The sequence below is a fragment of the Flindersiella endophytica genome, from assembly GCF_054779015.1.
In genome coordinates this window covers 925,692-944,957 of sequence record NZ_BAAGYY010000024.1, presented here as the reverse complement: position 1 = coordinate 944,957, position 19,266 = coordinate 925,692, and the positions used below count along the sequence as shown (strand labels likewise).

Here is a 19,266-nt window from a genome sequence, read left to right as displayed (position 1 = left end):
GGTCGTCCTCCCGGACTCTTGGGCGTTGCGGCTTCGCGGGTAGCGTCGACGCGGATCGCACCAGATCGGGTGATGTTGGCGATCAACGGTATCGCGGACACAGATGTTTCATCAGTGTTACCCGCGTGACGTACTTGAGGAACAGTGAGGAACCGGGTGAACGAGACGTTGGCCGAGCGTGGCGAGTTCGCGCTGATCGACGCTTTACGGGCGCGGTTGCCGGTCGGCCGGGACATCGAGCTCGGCCCCGGTGACGACGCCGCCGTCATCGCCGCGCCGGACGGGCGTGTCGTCGCCACGACCGACGTACTGGTGGAGGGACTGCACTTCCGGCGCGACTGGTCGTCGGCGTACGACGTGGGGCGGAAGGCGGCCGCCCAGAACCTCGCGGACGTGTCGGCGATGGGCGCTCGCGGGCAGGCGTTGCTGGTGGGCTTCGCGGCGCCTGCCGACCTCCCGGTGGAGTGGGCGCTGTCGTTCGCCGACGGGCTCGCCGACGAGTGCGCGGCCGCCGATGGCGTGTCGGTGGCCGGCGGGGACGTGGTGGCGGCGCCGCAGCTGGTGCTGTCGATCACCGCTCTCGGGTCGCTGGAGGGACGTCCGCCGGTGCTGCGGACCGGAGCGCGGGTAGGCGACGTGGTGGCGGTCTGCGGACGGCTGGGCTGGTCCGCGGCGGGCTGGGCGGTGTTCCGGAGGGGGTTTCGGTCGCCGCGGGCTGTCGTCGAGGCGCACCGGCAGCCGACCCCGCCGTACTCCGCCGGGCCGGAGGCGGCCGTCCTCGGCGCGACGGCGATGGTCGACGTGAGCGACGGGCTGCTTGCCGACCTCGGGCACGTGGCGCGTGGGAGTGGGGTGTCGATCGAGCTCGACTCCGCTTCGTTCGAGGTCGCCGAGCCGCTGCTGGCCGTCGCGGCGGCGACGGGGGAGGACGCGCTGGCCTACGTCCTCACCGGCGGCGAGGACCACGCGCTGGCAGCGACGTTCCCGTCCGGGGTCGCGCTGCCCGAGCGCTGGCGGGTCGTCGGGCGGGTGACCGCCGGCGAGCCGGCGGTGCTGGTCGACGGCGAGACGTACGCCGGAGAGGCCGGGCATGTGCATTTTGGTATCGATCCAGAACAGTCAAGGGACAAGACTTGACAAATCGGACATGACGCCAGAGGATTCCGATTGCAGGTTGTAAGGTCTCGAATGCAAGGCGTGACAAACGGGTGAAGTCGCGAACCGGCATCCGCGCAGGGAGTACGCAGGCGTACCAAGACCGAAGCCTCCACCCATGGGCGGGGCATCTGGAGCGACGGGGGCTTCGGATGCCTCGCCGCCCTTTTGCGGCCTACAATTCCGCCATCGACGGTCACAAAGGGGAGGACGCCGATGGATGCGGAACAGTCTCAGCCGACAGCCCAGTCACGTCCTGACGGCGCGGAGGCGTTCGTTGAGGGGCTGACGGCCGCTGGATACGGCACGGTGGTCGTCGGAGTGCTGCTGGGCGTCGCCGGGGCGATCTATTCCGGCCCGCAGTATCTCGTCATCGGCGCGCTGATCGTGATCGCGGGGCTGCTGGTGCTGGTGCTCAAGGCACTCCGGGACATCCAGCGAACCCTCTCCGGCCGAACGACCACCTCGCCTCCGGCGTAGGTCGCTACGGCCGGCGCTTCGGCGTCCAGAACTCGCGGGCCCAGATGTCGCGGTCGCCGAGCCAGTCGAGGAACTCCGCGTGGGTGCGGACGCCCTCGTTGATCACCGCGCGGTAGAGCCAGTGGCCGTAGGCGCGCTCGCCGCGTTCGACGGCGGCCTCCTTGATCGCCAGAATCGCGTCACGCGTCTCAGGAGTCAGGGCGGCCCGGATCGGCTCGACCGTGGCCGAGGCCAGCGGGCCGGGGTGGTCGCGGCGGAACATCCAGAGGTCGAGCGTCCAGGCCTCGGTGGGCGTGAGCTCGTAGAAGATCTTCCAGTAGAGACCCTGCTCCGGCTTGTCGCGCGCGTCGTTGAAGCGGATCGAGCGCACCTTGGGCAACTCCGCGCAGGCCGCGATCACCGCGAACCCTTCGCGGATCGAGAGCTCGTCGACCATGAACTCGACGTCGATGTCCGGACGTACGACCAGGTCCAGCGCTGCCGAGCCGACGATGACCGGCTCGCTGAACGGCTCCCAGCGGGCCAGCAGGTCGAGCTTGTCGAGCACCTGCTGGGCGGCGCGCATCCGCTCGGCGGCCCTGGCGCGGAGGGCGGAGCGTTCGTCGTCGTTCAGCGGAGCCCTCCTATCCGACCTTGCCGCGGGGGTTTGGGGTCGTCCCCCTATAGACACAACGAGGCGGACCCGGCTCGCGCTTTTTGCGAGCGGAGTCCGCCTATCCGACCTTGCCGCGGGGGTTTGGGGGTCGTCCCCCAATAGACACAACGAGGCGGACCCGGCTCGCGCTTTTTGCGAGCGGAGTCCGCCTATCCGACGAGCGGCCGATCGTCGATGTCGACGACCGGCCGTGTGGAACGGAGCGGGTTAGCGGCTGACCTTGCCGGCCTTCAGGCAGGAGGTGCAGACGTTGAGCCGCTTCGAGGTGCCGTTCACCTTGGCGTGGACGGTCTGGATGTTCGGGTCGAACCGCCGGGGCGCACGCTTCTTGACGAGGCGACGCTGCGCGTTCTTACCCAGACGCGACACGCTGTTGCCGAAGTTCGGCCCCTTGCTACAGACGTCGCAGACGGCAGCCACCGGTAACTCCCAAAGCTTTGGATGGACACGAAAGATGCTGCTCCAACCAGGAGCAACCGGTTGAGGATATCCGATGACACGAGGTGGACGCCAATCGGGCCCAAGGTGCCTGGCAACGGGGGCGCTCGCCGCTAGCCTTCCATCCATGAACGCGTGCGTAGCGGTTCTGGCCGACTGGTGCCGGCTCGCGCTCGCCGACCTCGCCGCCGAACGGGCTGGGATCGACGCGATCAACGTCTATCCCGTTCCCGACTCCGACACCGGGACCAACCTGGTGCTCACCGTACAGGCGATGGGGGAGGCCGAGCTCGGTGACGCGCCCGATGCCGGGGCCGTGCTCAGTGCTCTCGCCCGGTCGGCGCTCTACGGCGCCCGGGGCAACTCCGGCGTGATCCTGGCGCAGCTGCTCCACGGTGCCGCCGGTGCGCTCACCGGTGTGGCCGCGCCTACCGGCGACGACCTCGCCCACGCTCTCGACGCCGCCTGCAAGGCCGGCTACGCCGCCGTCGAGACGCCGGTCGAGGGCACCATGCTCACGGTGATCCGGGCGGCGGCCGAGGCGGCCACCGGCCACCACTCGGCCGAGGCGGCCGTACGCCACGCGGCCCAGGCCGCGGCGGTCGCGCTGGCCGACACCCCCAACCAGCTCGAGCCGCTACGCCAGGCCGGCGTCGTCGATGCCGGCGGACGCGGCCTGGTCGTCCTGCTCGACGCGCTCCACGCCGTGCTGTCCGGCGAGCGCCGCCCGGCACCGGAGGCAGCGGCGGCCGTCCAGGAGTGGGCGCACCAGCCGGAGCACACGCCGGGCCGTAAGCCGGGAGCCACCGGCCCGGCCTTCGAAGTGCTCTACCTCCTCGACGCCGAGGAGGCCGCGATCCCGGCTCTGCGCCGCGCCCTCTCGCCGCTCGGCGACTCGCTGGTCGTCGTCGGTGGCGAAGGGCTGTGGAACGTCCACATCCACGTCGACGACGCCGGTGCGGCGATCGAGGCCGGCATGGCCGCCGGCCGCCCGCACCGGATCCGGGTCACCTACCTCACCACCGCTGCTCACGGCTGCTCGCCCGGACGCGCGCTGGTCGCCGTCGCCGCCGGCACCGGGCTGGCCGGGTTGTTCGCCTCGGCCGGCGCGACCGTCGTCACGCAGACCCCCTCCCGTCCGACGACGGTCGAGGAGGTCCTCGACGCGATCACCGCCACCGGGGCCGCCGATGTCGTCGTCCTGCCCAACGACCCCGACGGTGTGGCACTCGCCGAGCAGGCCGCCGCGAGGGCCCGGGCGGGCGGCCAGCGGGTCGCCGTGCTGCCCACCCGCACCCAGGTGCAGGGTCTGGCGGCCTGCGCGGTCCACAACCCCGGCGCCTCGTTCGACGACGACGTGGTGGCGATGACCATTGCTGCCGGGCACACCAAGCACGGCGGCGTCACCGTCGCCCGCACCGACGCGCTCACCAGCGCCGGGCCGTGCCGCCAGGGCGACGTGCTCGGCGTGGTCGAGGGCGACTTCGCGCTGGTCGGCACCGACATCGCCGAGGTCGGCGAGGAGGTCGTACGCCGGCTGCTGGCCGGCGGCGGCGAGCTGGTCACGGTGGTGGCCGGCGTCGATGCCGGCGCAGATGTCGTCGAGCGCGTTCTGGCCGACGCCCGTTCCCGTCCCGAGGTCGACACCGTGGTCTACGAAGGCGGCCAGTCCGGATACCCCCTGCTGATCGGAGTCGAGTAGATGGCTCTGGCGCTCGACTCCAACGTGAAGGCCGTCGTCACGGCTGCGGTCCATGCGAAGGCGCTGCGCGAGGCCTACGACATCCACACCATCGGCGACCTGCTGCGGCACTATCCCCGGCGCTACGTCGAGGTCGGCGAGCTCACGCCGATCGACGAGCTCCGGATCGACGAGGACGCCATCCTCGTGGCGGAGGTCGTCTCGGTGAAGGGCCGCGACATGCGCCAGCGCCGGGGTCACATCATCGATCTCGTTGTGACTGACGGCAACGCGCTCCTGTCGCTGGCTTTCTTCAACCAGAAGTGGCGGATGAAGAGCTTCCACGAAGGCCAGCGCTGCCTCTTCTGGGGCAAGGTCAACGTCTACAACGGCAAGCTGCAGCTGGCCCATCCCGAGGTGCTGCTGCTCACCGACGAGCCGATCGAGGACGCCGACATCGAGTCCTACGCCGGCCCGTTGATCCCGGTCTATCCCGCGACCGCGAAGGTCAACAGCGGCAAGATCATGGGCTACGTCCGGCAGGCGCTCGACCAGCTCGGCCCGCCCGACGACCCGCTCCCGCTCGACGTACGCGAACGCCGCCGGCTCCCCGCCCTGCGCGGCGCGTTCGAGGGCATCCACCGGCCGAGCAGCCGCGAAGACCAGCGGGCCGCCGAGCGGCGGTTCAAGTTCGAGGAGGCGTTCGTCCTGCAGACCGAGCTGGCCAAGCGCCGCTCGGAAGCCAGGGCGTTGCCGGCCACGCCCCGGCCGGAGACCTCCGGCGGCCTGCTCGCGGCGTTCGACGCGCAGCTCCCGTTCCAGCTGACCGCGGGGCAGGCCGAGGTCAGCGCCGCGATCGCCGAAGACCTCGCGAGGCCACACCCGATGCAGCGCCTGCTGCAGGGCGAGGTCGGATCCGGCAAGACGGTCGTGGCGATCCGGGCGATGCTCACGGTCGTCGACGCCGGCGGGCAGGCCGCCCTGCTGGCGCCGACCGAGGTCCTCGCCCAGCAGCACCACCGCACGATCAGCGCGCTGCTCGGCCCGCTGGCCGAACGCGGCATGCTCGGCGGCTCCGACCAGGGCACCCGCGTCGCGCTGCTCACCGGCTCGCTCGGCACCGCGGCCAGGCGCAACACCTTGCTCGAGATCGCCTCGGGCGAGGCCGGCATCGTGATCGGCACCCACGCGCTGCTCGAGGACAAGGTGATGTTCGCCGACCTCGGCCTCGTGGTCGTCGACGAGCAGCACCGGTTCGGCGTCGAGCAGCGGGCCGCGCTCACCACCAAGAACGGCAGCACACCGCCGCACGTCCTCGTGATGACCGCGACGCCGATCCCGCGTACGGTCGCGATGACGGTGTTCGGCGACCTCGAGATCTCCACGCTCACCGAGCTGCCCAAGGGCCGGGCGCCGATCCAGACCAACGTCGTGCCGCTGGCGGACCAGCCAAGCTGGATCGACCGCGTCTGGGCGCGCGTCCGCGAGGAGGTCGACAAGGGCCGCCAGGTCTACGTCGTCTGCCCGCGGATCGGCGACGACGCCGACGAAGGTGGCGGCGCCTCCGCGAGTGAGCTCCGGCCGGCGCAGGCCCTGGTCGAGCTGGCCGACGACCTCGAAAACGACCAGCTCCAAGGGCTGCGGCTCGGCGTCCTGCACGGACGGCTGCCGTCCGACGCCAAGGACGAGGTGATGCGCTCGTTCGCCGCCGGCCAGATCGACGTCCTGGTCGCGACGACCGTGATCGAGGTCGGCGTCGACGTGCCCAACGCCTCGGTGATGGTCGTGATGGACGCCGACTGGTTCGGCGTCTCGCAGCTGCACCAGCTGCGCGGCCGGATCGGCCGTGGCGAGCTGCCCGGCCTGTGCCTGCTGGTGACCAAGGCCGAGACGGGCACGCCGGCGCGCGAACGGCTGGCCGCCGTGGCGTCGACCACCGACGGCTTCCAGCTCTCGCAGCTCGACCTCGAGCAGCGGCGGGAGGGCGACGTCCTGGGCTCCGACCAGTCCGGCCGCCGGTCCAGCCTGCGCATGCTGAAGGTCATCCGCGACCGGCAGGTGATCGAGGAGGCCCGCACCGAGGCCGCCGAGGTTGTCGACGGCGACCCGAAGCTCGCCGAGCATCCGGAGCTGGCCAGTGCCGTCCGCGCGCTCTACGACACCGACCGAGCCGACTTCCTGGAGAAGACCTGAGCATGACGTTGCGAGCAGTTGTCTTCGCCATGCGGCGGAGCCGCAAAATGGACAGAGCTTCGGCACCCTGACCCTGGAGAAGACCTGAGCATGGCGTTGCGAGCAGTTGTCTTCGCCATGCGGCGGAGCCGCAAAATGGATAGAGCTTCGGCACCTTGACCCTGGAGAAGACCTGAGCATGGCGTTGCGAGCAGTTGTCTTCGATTTCTTCGGTACCTTGACCATCAGCACCCAGAGCAACGCCCGCAACACCGACCATGCCGAGGTGGCCGACGCGCTCGGTGTGTCGGCCGACGCGTACATGAAGGCGCTCAACCAGTCCTGGCCCGACCGCGCCCGCGGCCGGCTCGGCGGCGTCGAGGACGTGCTGCGCTGGATCGCCCGTACGTCCGGCGTCGAGCCCACCGACGAGGCCGTGCGGCTCGCCACCGACGCCCGCCGGCGTACCCAGCGCGGCTACATCACGATCCGGCCGGAGGCCGTTCCCACGCTGCGCGAGCTCAAGGCGCGAGGCCTGGCGATCGGCCTGGTCAGCGACTGCACCCAGGAGCTGGTCGAGCGGTGGCCACAGCTCGACGTCGCGCCGTACGTCGACGTCCCGGTCTTCTCCGTTGTCGAGGGCGTGAAGAAGCCCGACCCGGTGATCTTCCGTACGGTCTGCGAGCGGCTCCAGGTGGAGCCGGGCGACTGCGTCTACGTCGGCGACGGCGACAGCAAGGAGCTGCCGGGCGCCGAGGCGGCGGGGATGCACCCAATCCGGCTGCACGCGCCCGACCATGACGGCGCCCACCACTTCGATCCGGTCGTCTGGGAGGGCTCGACGATCACGTCGCTGGCCGATCTCCCGAGCGAGTTGCGATTTTCGCAATCCCCGAGCTAGCCTCGAGTCATGAGCACTCAGGTCGCAGCCGAACGCGTACGTGCCCTGATCCAGGACAGCGGTCTGACCCAGGCCGAGTTCGCGGTCAAGGCGGGCCTCGACGCGCCCAAGCTGTCGAAGTCACTGTCGGGCGTCCGCCGCTTCACCTCGCTCGACCTCGCCAACATCGCCGAGCTCGGCGGCGTGACGGTCGACTGGCTGCTCGGTGCCGACACGCCCACGCCGGCGCTGGCCGCCAGGTCGCAGGAGCGGAGCGGGCAGTCGGTCGAGTGGGCGATCGAGCAGGCCACGGTGCTGTCCGATGCACGCGCCGGCCTGACCTACCTCGGCAACAAGCACGAGCTGCCGTTCCTGCCGGACCAGCCGACGGCAGGCCGCTGGGTCGAGCAGGGGGAGGCACTGGCCGAGGCGGCGCTCGCCCACCTCGCGGGCCACGGCACCGATCCCACCGCCGGCTGGCTCCCCGACCTCGTAGAGGACCAGTTCGGTGCCGACGTAGCCGTGCTCGACATCCCACCGGGCTGTGACGGGCTGTCCTGGCGCGACGAGCACGCCTGGCTGATCGTCGCGGCCACCAGCCAGACGCCCACCCGGCAGCGCTTCACGATCGCTCACGAGCTCGGACACCTGCTGGCCCGCGACGATCAGAAGCTGCACGTGGACGAGGACGTGTCAGACTCCGCCGGCCGCGAGACCGAGGTGCGAGCCAACGCGTTCGCGGCCGCGTTCCTGATGCCCCGCCGGCTGCTCCAACGAGCCGCCGAGGCCGGCGAGCTGTCCGAGCAGGCCTTCGCCGAGCTGGTGATGCGGCTGGCCGTGTCGCCCAGCGCGCTGTGGTACCGCCTGGGCGACGCCCTCGGCCTGCGATTGCCCGAGACCTGGCGCCGGCTGACCACTGCCGAGTGTGCGCAGCTCGCCGGCCGGTCCGGACAGTTCGCCGAGTGGCTCACCGCGGCCGCCCGACCTCGGCTGCCCAGAGCTCTCGTACGCGACACCTACAACGCCTACGTCGCCGGCCAGATGACGCTCCGCCCGCTCGCGAACCTCCTCGGCACTCCCGTCGACGCGCTTCGCGACTCCCTGGAGGCGACACCTCGCAAGGAAGGACCCGACTTCCTGCCGTGACCACCTACTGGTTCCCTGACAACACGGTGCTGTGCAACTTCGCGGCGGTCGATCGGCTCGACCTGCTGCGCGCGATCCTGGCCGAGCGCGGGCGCTGGGTCGAGGCGATCGCTCACGAGGCGAGGCGGTCGAGCCGCATCCACGCCGGCCTGGCGACCATCGCCCGGGAGGGCTGGCTGGGCAAGCCGATCAGCATCGGGGCTGACTTCGAGTTGGCCGAGATCGAGAACCTCCGCGTCCACGTGTTCGGCGGGCGCTCCACCCAGCCGCTGAAGCACCTCGGCGAGGCACAGACGTGCTACATCCTCAAGCACTGGCCGGAGTTCGAGGACTCCCGCTGGATCACCGACGACCGGGAGGCGCTGCGTTACGCCCGTCGCCAGGGCATCGTCGCGCTCGACACCTGCGACCTGATCGACGAGGGGATCGTGGCGAGGCACCTCACCAGCGACGAGGGCCGCGCCCTGCTACGCAAGATGGCCGACAACGACCGGCACGTCCGCACGCGTTGAGCGCCGGCCGTTCGGCTCCTGCCGCTGCCTCAGCTGTGAGGCGTACGGCAGGATGAACGGCGATGAGCCGTATCGTCGCGGGTGAAGCAGGCGGGCGCCGCCTGGTCATGCCGTCCGGATCGGGTACCCGCCCGACCTCCGACCGGGTACGCGAGGCGCTGTTCGCCTCGCTGCTTTCCGAGGTCGGTGAGCTCGACGGCCTCGCGTTCCTCGATCTCTACGCCGGCAGCGGTGCGGTCGGCTGCGAGGCGCTGTCCCGCGGCGCCGAGAGGGCACTGTTCGTCGAGTCCGACAAGGCCGCGGCCGCGGTGGTCCGGCGCAACCTCCGCGACCTCGGGCTCGGCTCCGGTGGCCGCGGTGAGCTGGCCGTCAAGCCGGTCGAGAAGCTCGCGGCGACCGTAGCCAGCGCTCCGCACGACATCGTGTTCGCCGACCCGCCGTACGCCCTCGGCACCGAGCGGCTGGCAAGCGTGCTGTCCGCACTGCGCGCCAACGGCTGGCTGGTTCCGGACGCCATCGTCGTCGTCGAACGTGCGACCAGGAGCGACGCGTTCGCCTGGCCCGAAGGGTTCAGCGCGGACCGCTCAAGGCGGTACGGCGATACGACACTTTGGTACGGTCACGCCGAGATCAGCCATGAGCCGTGAGGAGAACGCTCCCGTGCACCGTGCGGTTTGCCCTGGCTCGTTCGACCCGATGACCAACGGTCACCTCGGCGTCGTGCGCCGCGCATCGGCGCTGTTCGACGAGCTCGTCGTCGCGGTCGGGGTCAACCCGCGCAAGGCGGGCCTGTTCAGCGTCGACGAGCGCAAGGAGATCCTGGTCGAGGAGCTCGCCGACCTGCCGAACGTGCGGGTCGACACGTTCGAGGGGCTGCTGGTGGACTTTTGCCGCGAGAACGACATTCAGGCAATCGTGAAAGGTGTCCGGGCGGTAGGCGACTTCGACTACGAGCTGGCCATGGCCCAGATGAACCTGCGTCTTACTGGGGTCGAGACCCTCTTCATACCGAGCAACCCTGAGTACTCTTATCTCTCGTCGAGTCTGGTGAAGGAAGTCGCGACGTACGGTGGAGACGTTTCGGGCCTCGTGCCCGACAGGGTGCTGCACCGGCTGACCGAGCGACTGCATCGCTCTTGAGCTTCTTTGGAGGACTGGTCGTGGAGGTGCGGGACAGTGCAGTCCCAGGGAGAAGGATCCCTGGATCGTTCGACGACGCGTATCTGGGCGAAAACCACTCAGGTGCCTTCACGGGCGGAATGCAACAGCAGTACTCGCAGTATCAGCAATACCCGCAGCACGGCCAATATCAGCAAAATGAGCATTACGGACAAATTGGACAGTACGGGCCGGGGGGATATGAGACGCACATGCCACAGATGAGTGCATATGGTGGCGCCGTGGCTCCGCCATCGCCGGCAGGTGAACCAAAGACACCGGACAAACTGGACGAGATCCGCAAAACCGTGGAGAACGCCCGGTCCATGCCGATGTCCGCTTCCTGCGTCATCAACCGCAACGAGTTGCTCTCGGACCTCTCCGAGCTCGCGCACCTGCTCCCGGTCGAGTTGGCCGAGGCACAGCGTGTGCTCGCCGACCGCGACAACCTGATCGAACAGGGCCGCGCGGAGGCCAACCGGCTGATCGAAGAGGGCCGGCGGCAGCGTGACCTGGCGGTTTCGCAGACCGACATCTACCACGCGGCCCAGCAGGCCGCCGAAGAGATGCGCGCACAGGTCGAGTCGGAGGCAGCAGCGCTGCGCCGCGAGACCGACGACTACGTAGACCACAAGCTCGCCGGGTTCGAGATCGCCCTGCAGAAGACGCTGGCCACGATCGGCCGCGGCCGCGACCGGCTGCGCAGCCGGGTCAGCCACTGGGACGAGAGCGACGAGGTCGCCGTCCAGCGGCGCGAGACCGACGAGTACGTCGACCACAAGCTGACCCGCTTCGAGCACTCCCTGCAGCGCACGCTCGACGCGGTCTCCCGGGGTCGTGAGCGGCTGCGCAGCCGCAGCGAGCTCGACACCTACGCCACCGGCGACGAGGAGCAGCCGCTCCACGGCGAATGAGCCACGGATACACTTTCGCGGCTTGTGAGTCCATCGACGGCTGGTCCGTACGCTGGAGGCGGAGTTTGAGCGAGGGCACGTCCTCATGTACCCTCGTGAGCCGGTCTCGTTCGAGATCTGTACCAGTCATGAGGCGATGAAGGCAGGAGCACTCTGAGCAGCGCAGGTTCGCAAAAGCCGCTCGTGCTCGAGACGCGTGAACTTGGGCGCCGCCCGGGAGCACAGCGCAAGGTGCAGCTGTCCGTCGCCGCTCCGGCTGGTTTGGGGCTTGATGTTCTCGGTGTTCCCGAGGGCGCCGACCTGGAGCTGGCAGTCCGGCTCGAGTCGGTGGTCGAGGGCGTGCTCGCATCCGGTACGGCGCGAGCGCGAGTCGAGGGTGAGTGTGTGCGGTGTCTGGAGCCGATCGAGCGTGAGCTCGAGGTGGAGTTCCAGGAGTTGTTCGCCTATCCCGACCGCGAGATCGAGGACGACGAGGTAGGCAGGCTCGAGGACGATCAGATCGACCTGGAGCCGTTGATCCGGGACGCGGTGGTGCTCGCACTGCCGTACCAACCGGTATGCCGGGACGACTGCCCGGGACTCTGCCCACGTTGCGGAGCCTCCCTGGCGGCTGACCCCGGTCACCGGCACGAGGATGCGCCCGACCCGAGGTGGGCGGCACTTTCTCAGTTTCAGGTCGGCGCAGACCGCGCCGATCCACGCAGCATGAATGATGGCGAGAAGGAGTAAGGGTCGTGGCCGTTCCAAAGCGGAGGATGTCGCGAAGCAACACCCGCAGCAGGCGGGCGAACTGGAAGGCTTCGGCGGCCCAGCTCGTGACCTGCGCCAACCCCGCATGCCGGGCCAAGCACCTTCCACACCGCGCCTGCCCTGAGTGCGGGCAGTACGGCGCTCGCGGTGAGCGGCGTCAGGTCCTAGACGTCTGAGACTCGTCGTGGGCCGCGCCGGACCGGAGATCGCGTACGAAGAGCTGGCCACCAAACTCGGGCTCAATCTCGACAGTGCGCTGCTCGAGCGTGCCCTCACACATCGGTCGTACGCCTACGAAAACGGCGGGCTGCCGACCAACGAACGCCTGGAGTTCCTTGGAGACTCGGTACTCGGGCTCGTCATCACCGACACGCTGTTCCGCACCCATCCTGAGCTGACCGAGGGCCAGCTGGCGAAGCTGCGCGCCGCCGTGGTCAACATGCGCGCGCTCGCCGACGTTGCTCGCGAGCTCGACCTCGGCCAATACCTCCGGCTCGGCCGGGGTGAGGAAGCCACAGGTGGACGCAACAAGTCGTCGATCCTCGGCGATGCCGTCGAGGCCGTGATCGGGGCGGTTTACCTCGCCTCGGGCTTCGCGATCGCCGCTGATCTGATCCATCGGTTGTTCGACCCGCTGCTGGAGCGCTCCGCGCGCCTTGGTGCCGGGCTCGACTGGAAGACCTCGCTGCAGGAACTGACTGCCAGGGCCTCGCTCGGTGTGCCGGAGTACATCGTCGAGGAGTCCGGGCCCGACCACGAGAAGACGTTCACCGCAGGCGTGGTGGTCAAGGGCAAGTCCTACGGCGTCGGCACCGGCCGGAGCAAGAAGGAAGCCGAGCAGCAGGCGGCCGAGGCCGCGTGGACCGCGATCCGGGCCATGCTCGACGACGCCGAGGACGCCTCCGACGCGGCCTTGGTCGACGACGAGGAGTCCGGCGGCAACTGAGCGGCTACCGTTCGCCCGGTCACCCGCTCTACCACTCTGCAATGACCACGGTTGCTCGGTCATGTGCGATTTGCCAGGTGAATTTGCCACGGGTAGATCGCGATGACCGAGCAACCGTGGTCATTTGCGGTTCGCGGGGGCAGGTGCTCTGGGGGTGGGCTGCTGTAGTTTCAGGCTGTGCCAGAGCTGCCTGAGGTCGAGGTGGTCCGCCGCGGGCTCGAGAAGTTCGTGGTGGGCCGCGAGATCGGCTACGTCGAGGTCCTGCATCCGCGTCCGCTCCGCCGCCACGTCGCCGGGCCGCGCGACTTCGCGAGCCGGCTGACCGGGCGCACCGTGGTGGAGGCCTGCCGGCGCGGGAAGTTCCTCTGGCTGCCGCTCGACTCCGGCGAGGCGCTGCTCGGCCACCTCGGCATGAGCGGGCAGTTCGTCGTCCAGCCGCCCGAGGCGCCGGCCGAGCGCAACCTGCGCGTCCGGTTCGAGCTCGACTCCGACCGCGAGCTGCGGTTCGTCGACCAGCGGATGTTCGGCGGTGTCTGGCTGTCGGCGCTGACCGGGGCCGATGGTGCTGCCGGCGACATTCCCGAGGAGTTCGCGCACATCGCACGCGATCCGATCGACCCGTTGTTCGACGACGAGGCTTTCGTCAAGGCGATCCGGGCCAAGCAGACCAACGTCAAACGCGCGCTGCTCGACCAGACACTGATCTCAGGGGTGGGCAACATCTACGCCGACGAGGCGCTGTGGCGAGCCCGCCTGCACTACGCCAGGCCGACCGCCACACTGCGACGCCCGGACGCCATGCGACTGCTCACCGAGGTGCGCGTCGTCATGGGGGAGGCGCTGCTGGCCGGCGGCACCTCGTTCGACGCGCTCTATGTCAACGTCAACGGCGAGAGCGGCTACTTCGAACGCTCGCTCGCGGTTTACGGCAGGGAGGGGAAACCCTGCCTCGAGTGCGGCCGCCCGATTCGCCGCGACCCGTTCATGAACCGCTCCTCGTTCTCGTGTCCGGGCTGCCAGCCCAGGCCGCGACGCCCCCACTGGTAGCTCGGTGACGAGGGGCCCTGGAACGGCCATCTCCGACGGCTCTCGACCGTATGCGGAGAGTCACAATCGCGAGAACGAGCGATCCGGCCATTTTCCGGCAAGGTAACCGCCAGTAGCCATAACGCGCCATACCCGGAAGGTCTGTCCCTTCGCGGTCCAGGCGGTCGCTGCCGCGATCGCCGCAGCCATGGCGTAGGGTCCGGCATCGCGAAGCCAAGGGGTGGCCCCCGAGCGGCGGCTCGAATTGGGCAGTCGTACCCTGGATATGGTCGTCAAACGCGAGTTTTTCGACCTTGTGCCGTATTCCTCCCGCATGCGGATGCTGCCACCAGCAGAACGCCGACCGGTTGTCCTGGTTGGCAATCTCTGACCAGGCAACACTGTCCCGGACAGGTTGAGGCATAATGGATAACGGCACCGCGACCAAGTAACCACGGTTTGTAAGCGGACGGTTACCTTGACGGGCACGTACGTTCAGTGAGACCCTGAATGGACCATCCGCTCGGCTACAAGGTCGAGTGCAGGAAGTACCCGGAACCCAGACAACCAATTTCTGGTCTCTCACCGTGGAGGACCCTCTTATGGCGAAGGCGCTCCTCGGCCACGTCGGTGGCCCCGACCCCCGACTGGTCTCCGAGGTGCGACGTCTGCAGAAGCGAGTTTCGGATTTGGAGGCGCACGTGATGCGTCTCCAAGCGGAAAACGACTCCCTCAGCGCCGCTGTCAGCGAAGGACAACTGCTCACTATCGAACACGAGCACGAGCCGGCGCTTACCTGAGCCGATCGCAAAGCCGAGCCAGGACGCGGGCTCGGTTGATCCGGCTCGCTTGAGTGGAGATCCCGGGCTCACCCGCGGACCAACCAAATACGCACCTAGCACAACGCGACGGGACGCCGTGAGGCGTCCCGTTTGGCGTATCCGAGGGCCGTTCAGCCGCTGGACCTGCATGAAGCTGCCGAAGGCGTGTCTGAGCGCAGCCCCCATTCGATCAACCGGTATGGTCGGACGAGGCCCTTCCCCGGGTGATCTGCCCCGCCGCCATATGTTCATAAAACGCCTCGGTCACGGACATTTTGCCCGTGAGGCGGCCGGACGCATCTGTGTACAAGGAGAGTCGCGCGTTGTATCTCAAAAGCTTGACGCTCCGCGGATTCAAATCGTTCGCCTCGTCGACGACGTTGCATCTGGAGCCCGGAATCACCTGCGTGGTCGGGCCCAACGGTTCGGGGAAGTCGAACGTCGTCGACGCCATCGCCTGGGTGATGGGCGAGCAGGGCGCGAAGAGTCTGCGCGGCGGCAAGATGGAGGACGTGATCTTCGCCGGTACGACCGGGCGGGCGCCGCTCGGCCGGGCCGAGGTCGTGCTCACGATCGACAACGCCGACGGCGCCCTGCCGGTCGACTTCGCCGAGGTCTCGATCAGCCGGATCATGTTCCGCAACGGCGGCTCCGAGTACGCCATCAACGGCCAGACCTGCCGGCTGCTCGACGTCCAGGAGCTGCTGTCCGACTCCGGTATCGGCCGCGAGATGCACGTGATCGTCGGCCAGGGGCAGCTCGACGGAATCCTGCACGCCACCCCCGAAGACCGCCGTGGCTACATCGAGGAGGCCGCTGGCGTCCTCAAGCACCGCAAGCGCAAGGAGAAGGCGCTCCGCAAGCTCGCCGCCGCCGAGGGCAACGTCACCCGGTTGCAGGACCTGCTCACCGAGATCAGGCGCCAGCTCAAGCCGCTCGGCAAGCAGGCCGAGGCCGCCCGCAGGGCCGCCGTGATCCAGGCCGACGTCCGCGACGCCCGGCTGCGCCTGCTGGCCGACGACCTCGTCAAGCTGCAGTCGGAGCTGGCGCAGGAGCTCGCCGACGAGACCGCGCTGAAGGAACGCCGCGCCCTGCTCGAGGAGCAGCTGGCGGCTGTCCGCGAACACGAGGCCGGACTCGACGAGGCGCTGCGCGAGGACGCGCCGAAGGTCGCCCGGGCCCAGGAGACGTGGTACCGCCTCTCCAGCCTGAAGGAGCGCCTGCGCGGCACCGCGAGCCTCGCCGCCGAACGTTCCCGCCACCTCGTCGAGACCGGCGAGGAGCAGAGCAGCGGGCGCGACCCTGACCAGCTGGAGGCCGAGGCCGCGGCGATCCGCGAGACCGAGGCGCAGATCGACGCCGAGGTCGAGGGCTACTCCGCGGCGCTGGAGGCCGCGCTGGAGGAACGCCAGGCCGCCGAGGACGCCAACGCCGCCGAGGAACGCCGGGTCGCCGCCGCACTGCGCGCCGCCGCCGACCGGCGCGAAGGGCTGGCGCGGCTGGCCGGCCAGGTCGCCTCGGCGCGTACCCGTCTGGAGACTCGCGCCGGCGAGGTCGACCGGCTCACCAAGGAACGCGCCGACGCGACCCAGCGAGCCGACGCCGCCGAACGCGAGTACACCTCGATCGAGACCCAGATCGCCGGGCTGGACGCCGGCGAAAGCGGGCTCGACGAGCAGTACGAAGTAGCCCGCGATGCGCTGCAGGAGATCGAGCAGCGGCTGTCCGAGCTGCGTGAGCAGGAGCAGTCGGCCGACAGGGAGCGGGCCGCGCTGGCCGCTCGTAAGGAGGCGCTCGAGCTCGGCCTCACTCGTAAGGACGGCGCCGCGGCTCTGCTGGCCGCGAGTGACGGCCTGGGCGGGCTGGTCGGTGCCGTCGCCGGCCTGCTGACCGTCGAGCCGGGGTTCGAAGCGGCGATCGCCGGAGCGCTCGGCGAGGCGGCCGACGCCGTGGCCGTGTCGTCCGCCGACGCCGCCGTCGACGCCCTGCAGCACCTGCACGAGCACGACCTCGGCCGGGCTTCGATCCTGGTCAGCGCGTCGCCGAACGGCTCAGGCCGGCAGAGCTGGCCCGCGCTGGCGTACGGCACGCGCTATGCGATCGACGTCGTCACCTGCTCGCCCGAGCTGCGGCCGGCGCTCGAGCGTGTGCTGGCGAAGGTCGCCGTCGTCGACGACCTGGCCGCCGCCCGGCAGCTGGTCGCGAGCACACCTGAGGTCACGGCCGTCACGCGCGGCGGCGACCTGCTGGGCGCCCACCTCGCCTACGGCGGTTCGGCGTCGCAGCCCAGCCTGCTCGAGGTGCAGGCCGCGGTCGACGACGCCGGGGAACGGCTGCAGGTGGCCGCGGCTCGTGCCGAGCAGTTGCGGTCCGAACGCTCGCAGGTCGAGGCCGAGCGCACCGCCGCCGCCGAGCACGTCGAGAGCACGCTGTCGCGCCTGCACGAGTCCGACGCCAGGCTCGCGGCAGTCGCCGAGCAGCTCGGTCAGCTCGGCTCGACGGCCAAGTCCGCGCGGGCCGAGGCCGAGCGGCTGGGACGTTCGATCGAGCAGGCCCGCGAAGCCGACGCCAAGGACGAGTCCGCGCTGGAGGAGCTCGAGGGCCGGCTGGAGGCCGCCGAGGAGCACCCCGACGGCGACGAACCCGCGACCGACGAGCGCGACCGGCTGGCCGAGCAGGCCAAGCAGGCGCGGGCCCGGGAGATGGAGGCGCGGCTCGCGTTGCGTACCGCCGAGGAGCGCGGCCGGGGGATCGCCGGCCGGGCCGAGGCGCTGGAGAAGGCCGCCCGCGAGGAACGGCTCGCTCGCGAGCGCGCCCGCGAGCGACGGGAACGCCGCGTCCGCGAGGCTCGCGTGGCCGCGTCGGTGCTGCAGGGCGTGGAGCGGGTCCTGTCGCGGCTCGAACGCTCGCTGGTCGACGCGAAGCAGGAACGAGAGGCCGCCGAGCAGGCGCGGTCGGCGCACGAGGGCCAGGTCCAGGAGGTCCGCAAGCAGGTCCGCGCACTGGCGTCTGAGCTCGACGAGCTCACCGACGTCGTACACAAGGACGAGATGGCCCGGGCCCAGCAGCGGCTGCGGATCGAGGGCATGGAGCAGCGCGCGCTCGACGAGCTCGGCATGGACCCCGAGTCGCTGGTCGCGGAGTACGGACCGGACCAGCTGATCCCCCCACCGCCCCCGGCGCCGGGTGAGTCCGAAGAGGACCAGGAGTCCATGCCCGCGGAGGCGAAGCCGTTCGTCCGGGCCGAGCAGGAGAAGCGGCTGAAGTCGGCCGAACGGCAGCTGACCCTGCTCGGCAAGGTCAACCCGCTGGCGCTGGAGGAGTTCGCGGCGCTGGAGGAGCGGCACAAGTTCCTCACCGAGCAGCTCGAAGACCTGAAGAAGACCCGGCGTGACCTGCTGGAGATCGTCAAGGAGGTCGACGAGCGGGTGGAGCAGGTCTTCACCGAGGCCTACCGCGACGTGGAGCGGGAGTTCGAGGACGTCTTCGCCCGGCTCTTCCCCGGCGGCGACGGACGGCTGGTGCTGACCGACCCGTCCGACATGCTGTCGACCGGCGTCGAGGTCGAGGCGCGGCCGCCGGGCAAGAAGGTCAAGCGGCTGTCGCTGCTCTCGGGTGGCGAGCGATCGCTGGTGGCGGTGGCGTTCCTGGTGTCGCTGTTCAAGGCGCGGCCCAGCCCGTTCTACCTGCTGGATGAGGTGGAGGCGGCGCTCGACGACACCAACCTCGGCCGGCTGCTGGAGATCTATGAGGAGCTGCGGGAGAACAGCCAGCTGCTCGTCGTAACCCACCAGAAGCGCACGATGGAGGTCGCCGACGCGTTGTACGGCATCTCCATGCGCGGCGACGGTGTGTCGGCCGTGATCAGCCAGCGGATCCGTGAGGCCGAGTCAGCCTGAGCCGCGGGCGCGGATCAACGGCAGGTAGATCTCGTCGACGATCTCGACCAGGAGGCTGTCGGGCACGGTCGCGAGGCCTCGGGTGATGTACTCGTTGCGCAGCAGGACGATCGCCACCGTCGCGACGCGCGGGTGGAGCGCCTCGGGTGGAGCCTCCTTGCGGGCGACCGCCCTGCCGAGGACGGTGAGCCAGACCGCGCTGCCGCCGTCGGACATCTGCTCGTGCAGCTCGGCCAGCAGCTCCGGCTCCTCCTGCATGCTGGCCAGCAGGCCGCGCAGGATGTCGCCCCTTGGCGTGCCCAGCCGGCAGTTCGTCGCGCGCAGGAGCTCCAGCACGTCGGCGCGCAGCTCTCCGGTGTCGGGGATCTTGGTGCTCGCGGCGACGACCTGCTTGTAGGCGGCGATGCCGAGAGCCGCGCGGCCCGGCCAGCGGCGGTAGATCGCGTTCTTGTTGGTGCCGGCCCGCTGGGCCACGCGGTCCATCGTGAGGCCGGCGTAGCCCGACTCGAGCAGCTCGTCGGCCGCGGCCTGCAGGATCGCGGTCTCCAGCTCGGCGCCGCGTCGCCTGGTCCGCTTGCCGTCCATGGTACGAAGCGTACCCTGTTCGCCGAGAGCGAAGCAGGCTGGTCTGGC

19 protein-coding genes are annotated in these 19,266 nt (G+C 69.9%); 16 read left to right on the top strand and 3 right to left on the bottom strand.

Translation table 11 applies throughout. The features are described from left to right. Positions 1-156: 156 nt before the first annotated feature. Both ACYVF6_RS32125 and ACYVF6_RS32120 read left to right on the top strand, forming a co-directional pair. On the top strand, positions 157-1,137 hold the full coding sequence (locus ACYVF6_RS32125) for a thiamine-phosphate kinase (RefSeq protein ID WP_460526514.1): 981 nt from the start codon (positions 157-159) through the stop codon (positions 1,135-1,137). 234 nt (positions 1,138-1,371) lie between these two features. Continuing rightward, positions 1,372-1,635, top strand: a complete 264-nt coding sequence (locus ACYVF6_RS32120) for a hypothetical protein (protein ID WP_460526512.1) — start codon at positions 1,372-1,374, stop codon at positions 1,633-1,635. Positions 1,636-1,639: 4 nt separating this feature from the next. Here the strand turns inward: ACYVF6_RS32120 and ACYVF6_RS32115 are convergent, their stop codons facing one another. Together ACYVF6_RS32115 and rpmB are read right to left on the bottom strand one after the other, a co-directional pair. Then, on the bottom strand, positions 1,640-2,200 hold the full coding sequence (locus tag ACYVF6_RS32115; protein WP_460526510.1) for a hypothetical protein: 561 nt from the start codon (positions 2,198-2,200) through the stop codon (positions 1,640-1,642). 297 nt (positions 2,201-2,497) lie between these two features. After that, on the bottom strand, positions 2,498-2,710 hold the full coding sequence (gene rpmB / locus ACYVF6_RS32110; protein WP_460526508.1) for a large ribosomal subunit protein bL28: 213 nt from the start codon (positions 2,708-2,710) through the stop codon (positions 2,498-2,500). A gap of 145 nt (positions 2,711-2,855) precedes the next feature. Here rpmB and ACYVF6_RS32105 point away from each other — a divergent pair, with 145 nt between their 5' ends. From ACYVF6_RS32105 to smc, 14 genes are all read left to right on the top strand, one after another. Further along, positions 2,856-4,430, top strand: coding sequence for a DAK2 domain-containing protein (locus tag ACYVF6_RS32105; RefSeq protein ID WP_460526506.1), 1,575 nt, complete (start codon positions 2,856-2,858; stop codon positions 4,428-4,430). Then, entirely contained in the window at positions 4,431-6,602 is a 2,172-nt protein-coding gene (gene recG, locus ACYVF6_RS32100) for an ATP-dependent DNA helicase RecG (RefSeq protein WP_460526504.1), read from the top strand. A 178-nt stretch (positions 6,603-6,780) separates the two neighbouring features. Then, a complete protein-coding gene (locus tag ACYVF6_RS32095; protein WP_460526502.1) occupies positions 6,781-7,482 on the top strand; it encodes an HAD family hydrolase in 702 nt (233 codons plus the stop codon). Between the two features lie 9 nt (positions 7,483-7,491). Beyond that, on the top strand, positions 7,492-8,607 hold the full coding sequence (locus ACYVF6_RS32090; RefSeq protein WP_460526500.1) for a helix-turn-helix domain-containing protein: 1,116 nt from the start codon (positions 7,492-7,494) through the stop codon (positions 8,605-8,607). Then, the gene (locus tag ACYVF6_RS32085) at positions 8,604-9,119 is read left to right on the top strand and encodes a hypothetical protein (protein WP_460526498.1); all 516 of its coding nucleotides are present in this window, start codon (positions 8,604-8,606) and stop codon (positions 9,117-9,119) included. Before ACYVF6_RS32090 ends, ACYVF6_RS32085 begins: the two co-directional genes overlap by 4 nt. 62 nt (positions 9,120-9,181) lie before the next feature. Beyond that, positions 9,182-9,766, top strand: a complete 585-nt coding sequence (gene rsmD / locus ACYVF6_RS32080; RefSeq protein WP_460526496.1) for an RsmD family RNA methyltransferase — start codon at positions 9,182-9,184, stop codon at positions 9,764-9,766. Further along, positions 9,756-10,259 carry a pantetheine-phosphate adenylyltransferase gene (coaD, locus tag ACYVF6_RS32075; RefSeq protein WP_460526494.1) on the top strand — a complete coding sequence of 168 codons (504 nt, stop codon included), beginning with the start codon at positions 9,756-9,758 and terminating at the stop codon, positions 10,257-10,259. Before rsmD ends, coaD begins: the two co-directional genes overlap by 11 nt. A 260-nt stretch (positions 10,260-10,519) precedes the next feature. Beyond that, positions 10,520-11,191, top strand: a complete 672-nt coding sequence (locus tag ACYVF6_RS32070) for an ATP synthase subunit B family protein (protein WP_460526492.1) — start codon at positions 10,520-10,522, stop codon at positions 11,189-11,191. A 231-nt stretch (positions 11,192-11,422) separates the two neighbouring features. Next, positions 11,423-11,920, top strand: coding sequence for a YceD family protein (locus ACYVF6_RS32065; protein ID WP_460526490.1), 498 nt, complete (start codon positions 11,423-11,425; stop codon positions 11,918-11,920). A 5-nt stretch (positions 11,921-11,925) separates the two neighbouring features. Next, positions 11,926-12,117 (top strand): large ribosomal subunit protein bL32, encoded by a 192-nt coding sequence (gene rpmF / locus ACYVF6_RS32060; RefSeq protein WP_460526488.1) that lies wholly within the window; start codon positions 11,926-11,928, stop codon positions 12,115-12,117. Positions 12,118-12,125: 8 nt separating this feature from the next. Further along, positions 12,126-12,887, top strand: coding sequence for a ribonuclease III family protein (gene rnc, locus ACYVF6_RS32055; protein ID WP_460526486.1), 762 nt, complete (start codon positions 12,126-12,128; stop codon positions 12,885-12,887). A gap of 177 nt (positions 12,888-13,064) precedes the next feature. Beyond that, complete coding sequence (gene mutM, locus ACYVF6_RS32050; protein WP_460526484.1) at positions 13,065-13,934, top strand: bifunctional DNA-formamidopyrimidine glycosylase/DNA-(apurinic or apyrimidinic site) lyase; 870 nt, start codon at positions 13,065-13,067, stop codon at positions 13,932-13,934. Positions 13,935-14,515: 581 nt separating this feature from the next. Then, positions 14,516-14,713 (top strand): hypothetical protein, encoded by a 198-nt coding sequence (locus tag ACYVF6_RS32045; protein WP_460526482.1) that lies wholly within the window; start codon positions 14,516-14,518, stop codon positions 14,711-14,713. Between the two features lie 344 nt (positions 14,714-15,057). After that, positions 15,058-18,633, top strand: a complete 3,576-nt coding sequence (gene smc / locus ACYVF6_RS32040) for a chromosome segregation protein SMC (RefSeq protein ID WP_460526480.1) — start codon at positions 15,058-15,060, stop codon at positions 18,631-18,633. Here smc and ACYVF6_RS32035 read toward each other — a convergent pair. Then, entirely contained in the window at positions 18,625-19,218 is a 594-nt protein-coding gene (locus ACYVF6_RS32035) for a TetR/AcrR family transcriptional regulator (protein ID WP_460526478.1), read from the bottom strand. The genes smc and ACYVF6_RS32035 overlap by 9 nt on opposite strands. Positions 19,219-19,266 lie beyond the last annotated feature (48 nt).

Excerpts from the sequence above, each read along its gene's own strand:
- ACYVF6_RS32120 (WP_460526512.1), top strand. The coding sequence starts at position 1,372 with ATGGATGCGGAACAGTCTCAGCCGACAGCCCAGTCACGTCCTGACGGC.
- ACYVF6_RS32115 (WP_460526510.1), bottom strand. The coding sequence starts at position 2,200 with ATGCGCGCCGCCCAGCAGGTGCTCGACAAGCTCGACCTGCTGGCCCGC.
- ACYVF6_RS32105 (WP_460526506.1), top strand. The coding sequence starts at position 2,856 with ATGAACGCGTGCGTAGCGGTTCTGGCCGACTGGTGCCGGCTCGCGCTC.
- recG (WP_460526504.1), top strand. The coding sequence starts at position 4,431 with ATGGCTCTGGCGCTCGACTCCAACGTGAAGGCCGTCGTCACGGCTGCG.
- ACYVF6_RS32095 (WP_460526502.1), top strand. The coding sequence starts at position 6,781 with ATGGCGTTGCGAGCAGTTGTCTTCGATTTCTTCGGTACCTTGACCATC.
- ACYVF6_RS32090 (WP_460526500.1), top strand. The coding sequence starts at position 7,492 with ATGAGCACTCAGGTCGCAGCCGAACGCGTACGTGCCCTGATCCAGGAC.
- rsmD (WP_460526496.1), top strand. The coding sequence starts at position 9,182 with ATGAGCCGTATCGTCGCGGGTGAAGCAGGCGGGCGCCGCCTGGTCATG.
- coaD (WP_460526494.1), top strand. The coding sequence starts at position 9,756 with ATGAGCCGTGAGGAGAACGCTCCCGTGCACCGTGCGGTTTGCCCTGGC.
- ACYVF6_RS32045 (WP_460526482.1), top strand. The coding sequence starts at position 14,516 with ATGGCGAAGGCGCTCCTCGGCCACGTCGGTGGCCCCGACCCCCGACTG.
- ACYVF6_RS32035 (WP_460526478.1), bottom strand. The coding sequence starts at position 19,218 with ATGGACGGCAAGCGGACCAGGCGACGCGGCGCCGAGCTGGAGACCGCG.